Genomic DNA, 3,981 nt, shown 5'->3' on the forward strand with positions numbered 1-3,981 from the left:
ACCAAGGGGTTTACCGCTCCAGTCAGCCGCACTTTCCGTGGGACGATGAGACGAGTCATGCGGAAGATTCCCTTTCAAACGCATGTAGGGATTCATCACGGACGCATTTGCAATAATGGCCCGTCCAGCAGTGCCATAGGGAAGTTAGCTAACAGTTTCTCAACGCCTGCATTTTTATAAAAAAACGATGTCGATGAGGCTAGCTATTATCTAGGTCAATACATTCACCGAGAACTTCTTGACACATACTTTCGGGGATGTTCCATTGACAAGAAGATTACCAGAACAGTATAATACAAGAGAAGCATGTAACTGACGGAAGTGGAATTACCACGGGGAGCATGGTTCATGATACGCCGACCGTCTGGGCAAGGGTTCCAGAAGTGTCGGTATTTTTTTATGGTATCTATTGTTTTTGTATTCAGGAGGTACGCGTAATGAATGAATTGCAATTGAAATACGGCTGCAATCCCAATCAGGCATCTGCAAGAGTATATATGAAAGACGGCAGCGTTCTGCCCTTTGAAGTAATGAATGGACGTCCTGGGTATATTAATTTACTGGATGCTCTGAACAGCTGCCAGCTCGTTAAGGAATTGAAGGAAGCTACGAAGCTGCCCGCGGCGGCATCCTTTAAACATGTCAGTCCTGCCGGAGCGGCTGTGGCAACGGAAATGAGCTCCACGCTAAAGAAAATATACTATGTAGATGATTTAAAACTATCCCCCTTGGCGTGTGCCTATGCCTGTGCCCGCGGCGCGGACCGCATGAGCTCCTATGGCGATTTTGTGGCATTATCTGATTGCTGCGATGTCGAAACTGCTACACTGCTGAAGCGGGAGGTATCTGATGGCGTTATCGCGCCGGGATATACGCCGGAAGCACTGGAACTCTTGAAAATGAAGAAAAAGGGAAATTACTGCATACTGAAACTAAATCCTGATTATGTTCCGAAGACAGTCGAATCTAAAGAAGTATACGGGGTTACCTTTGAACAAGAACGGAACACGGTCCGAATCACGACGGATCTATTACAAAACAGGCCAACTAAAAATACGGATATTCCGGCTGCAGCGCAGCGGGATCTTATGATTGCGCTGATTACGCTGAAATATACGCAGTCTAATTCTGTCTGCTATGTTAAAGACGGCATGACCATCGGTGTAGGCGCGGGACAGCAGTCTCGTGTTCACTGCACGCGCCTGGCCGGCAGCAAGGCTGATATTTGGTGGCTGCGCCAAAATCCCAAGGTGCTGGCATTGCCGTTTCGGGATGATGTTCGCCGTCCTAATCGGGACAACGCGATTGACGTATATATTTCCGACGACTATGATGATGTGCTGGCAGATGGGATTTGGCAGGATTTCTTTACGGAAAAGCCGGAAATTCTGACACGGGAAGAAAAGAAATCCTGGGTTGCTCAGCTGCATGGCGTATCTCTCGGCAGTGATGCCTTCTTCCCTTTTGGCGATAATATTGAACGGGCGCATCGCAGCGGCGTCGATTATATCGCTCAGGCCGGCGGCTCCATCCGTGATGACAATGTCATCGACACCTGTGATAAATATGAGATCGCGATGGCTATGACAGGGCTGCGCTTGTTCCATCACTAAATATGCATTGATAAAAAACGTGCCGTCTGCGTCGGGCAGACGGCACTATGCATACTGTGATATACGGCAGGAGGAGATTCCGCATGGATATAAAAATGGAAATAACACAACGGATTCAGCAATACGTCCGGGACTATCAGGATAACGACCATATTACCTCACAGTGGGGGGTTCCTCTGGTTGGCTTTGCCGATGCCCACCATCCCGAAATGATGGCACTGAAACATCTCATTTCACCGGCTCATGTCATGCCCTGGGATATTCTTGCCGATGCGACCCTGGTGATCGCGTATTTCGTTCCCTTTACCCGGGAACTGGCACAGACGAATGTCCGGTCAGGAACGCTGTCCTCTCCTGAATGGGCCCGTACCTATGAAGAGACCAACACCATGTTTGAGCAGCTGAATCACTATCTTATCGAGATACTAACTGCCCAGGGATATCATGCCGGCATTTCCCAAGAAGCTGCGACCTTTGATCGTGAAAAACTGATCAGTTACTGGTCCCAGCGGCATATTGCCAGACTGGCCGGTCTGGGTACTTTTGGTGTCAATAATATGCTGATTACCCGCGTAGGCTGCTGCGGACGCTACAGTACAGTCGTCACTAATCTGGATGCCGCACCGGATACGCCCATGCGGGAAGAACGCTGTCTGTACAAACGCCGGGGAACCTGCGGCATCTGTGTTACTCACTGTCCCTCGGGTGCCCTGACGCTGGACGGCTATGACCGAAAAAAATGCTTTCAGGTCTGCCTGCAGAATGCCGCGGTCCACAATACCTTTGGCAGCTCCTATACAAAGGAAGATGGCACTGGCACTAATAGCTCGGGCAGTGAAGTATGCGGCAAATGCGTTGTAAATGTACCGTGCGCATTCAGCGGCCTGGAACCGGTGAGGGTCAAAAGAACAGGGAATTGCATTGACGAACCTTAGATTTCATGCTAAACTAATTGAGTGTCCCATGGAGCGGTATCGAAGTGGTCATAACGGGGCTGACTCGAAATCAGTTAGGCCGCAAGGTCTCGTGGGTTCGAATCCCACCCGCTCCGCCATACATGAACGGTACCATTAAGCTATTACTTGGCTTAATGGTACCGTTTTTTGCTTTTTGGATGAATCTTAGTACTTAATTCACTCCGGAATCTACTCCAGGAGGGATTTTTGTATTTTGATATTTTGCGGATATAATCATAAAAACTATCGATATTTTCTATATATTGCGGCATGCTATCTATGGATTAGGAGGTGCGCTCTATGATTAAGGGACCCATTTATGTTGATAAAATCATGGCTTATACCGATACATCATTTGTAAAAATCCTGACAGATATTCGCCGCTGCGGGAAATCGACTATTTTGAAAATGTTGATAAATGAAATGAAAAAGCGTGGAGTCCATGACGAGCAGATTTCACACTACAACCTTGATTCTTTGGAATATGAGGATATAAAGACGGCCAAAGCCCTCTTTGCCTACTTGACACAGCCTTTGTTTTCAAGTGGAAAGACCTATCTTTTCCTTGATGAGATTCAGGAAGTAAATTTATGGGAAAAAGTCGTAAACTCTCTCATGACAGACTATAATGTTGATATTTATGTGACCGGATCAAACTCTGTATGATGTCTTCTAAAATATCCGCCTATTTGACGGGACGCGATATTTTGTTCCGCATGTATCCGCTGTCCTTTGCTGAGTATCTGATTTTCTGAAAGAAATACGCGGAGGTTCTTGCTACTCATGCAGAACTTGCAAATTACCTGCGACTTGGTGGATTCCCCGCGGTTCATCTGCAAAACTACACGCCGGATGAGGTATATACTATTGTTCGGGATATTTATAATTCCACTATCTAACTATCTCAGCAAGCTGGAATGCGCTTATATTCTCCACCGCAAATATTAAGTAATGATGAACATCTTATAGTATTACACAATTGTATTGAAGCCGTGTTAGGATATCCAGCACCTTCAGCAGAAAAAAACTTTCAAAGCATATCCAAGAAAAATGGACTGATTAGTTTCGGCAGCGGAGGGGGTATTATGTTCTCTTTTATAGTGATTAATTACTTTTTGTACGGCATAATATGTTTTATGGGGTGAATAGGGGATACCTATAGCTGTAGTAGTCAACCCAAATTGTAACACTGAGTGATAGTTTCCTTATGCCGACATTCTGGCAGCATAAGGAGGTAATCCATTGTTGTAGGAATGGGGTCTACGCCGATTGTAATGGCAATAGACAAACCAATAAATACCTTCATTCATCGACTTCACATCCCTAAATTTCCGTAAATTAAAATACTCATTTTTCAACGTGTTATAGAATCGTTCCATGGGTGCATTATCATATGGACAGCCGGCTCGGCT

At 46.0% G+C, this 3,981-nt stretch carries 4 protein-coding genes, 1 tRNA gene, 1 pseudogene and 1 riboswitch; of the genes and pseudogenes, 5 read left to right on the top strand and 1 reads right to left on the bottom strand.

Going from position 1 to position 3,981, the window contains the following annotated elements; genetic code table 11:
- The 5 genes and pseudogenes from AB840_RS17940 to AB840_RS17680 form a co-directional block, all read left to right on the top strand.
- Positions 1-180, top strand: a pseudogene (locus AB840_RS17940) (hypothetical protein); the annotation flags it as partial.
- Positions 181-298: 118 nt separating this feature from the next.
- Positions 299-377, top strand: a riboswitch (ZMP/ZTP riboswitch).
- 60 nt (positions 378-437) lie between these two features.
- The gene (locus AB840_RS14945) at positions 438-1,613 is read left to right on the top strand and encodes a phosphoribosylaminoimidazolecarboxamide formyltransferase (RefSeq protein WP_048515628.1); all 1,176 of its coding nucleotides are present in this window, start codon (positions 438-440) and stop codon (positions 1,611-1,613) included.
- 83 nt (positions 1,614-1,696) lie between these two features.
- The gene (locus tag AB840_RS14950) at positions 1,697-2,548 is read left to right on the top strand and encodes an epoxyqueuosine reductase (RefSeq protein ID WP_200810010.1); all 852 of its coding nucleotides are present in this window, start codon (positions 1,697-1,699) and stop codon (positions 2,546-2,548) included.
- A 30-nt stretch (positions 2,549-2,578) separates the two neighbouring features.
- Positions 2,579-2,667 (top strand) — tRNA-Ser (locus tag AB840_RS14955).
- A gap of 202 nt (positions 2,668-2,869) precedes the next feature.
- Positions 2,870-3,235: an ATP-binding protein gene (locus tag AB840_RS17680; RefSeq protein ID WP_200810011.1), complete on the top strand. Its 366-nt coding sequence runs from the start codon at positions 2,870-2,872 to the stop codon at positions 3,233-3,235.
- A 539-nt stretch (positions 3,236-3,774) separates the two neighbouring features.
- Here AB840_RS17680 and AB840_RS16285 read toward each other — a convergent pair.
- Positions 3,775-3,981 (bottom strand): integrase core domain-containing protein (locus AB840_RS16285; protein ID WP_152669421.1); only part of this gene is annotated, 207 nt, incomplete at its 5' end.

It is taken from the genome of Megasphaera cerevisiae DSM 20462, from assembly GCF_001045675.1.
Taxonomy (GTDB): Bacteria; Bacillota; Negativicutes; order Veillonellales; family Megasphaeraceae; genus Megasphaera; species Megasphaera cerevisiae.

Bases quoted from the DNA above. Each gene is read 5' to 3' on its own strand.
- AB840_RS14945 (WP_048515628.1), top strand. From the start codon at position 438: ATGAATGAATTGCAATTGAAATACGGCTGCAATCCCAATCAGGCATCT.
- AB840_RS14950 (WP_200810010.1), top strand. From the start codon at position 1,697: ATGGATATAAAAATGGAAATAACACAACGGATTCAGCAATACGTCCGG.
- AB840_RS17680 (WP_200810011.1), top strand. From the start codon at position 2,870: ATGATTAAGGGACCCATTTATGTTGATAAAATCATGGCTTATACCGAT.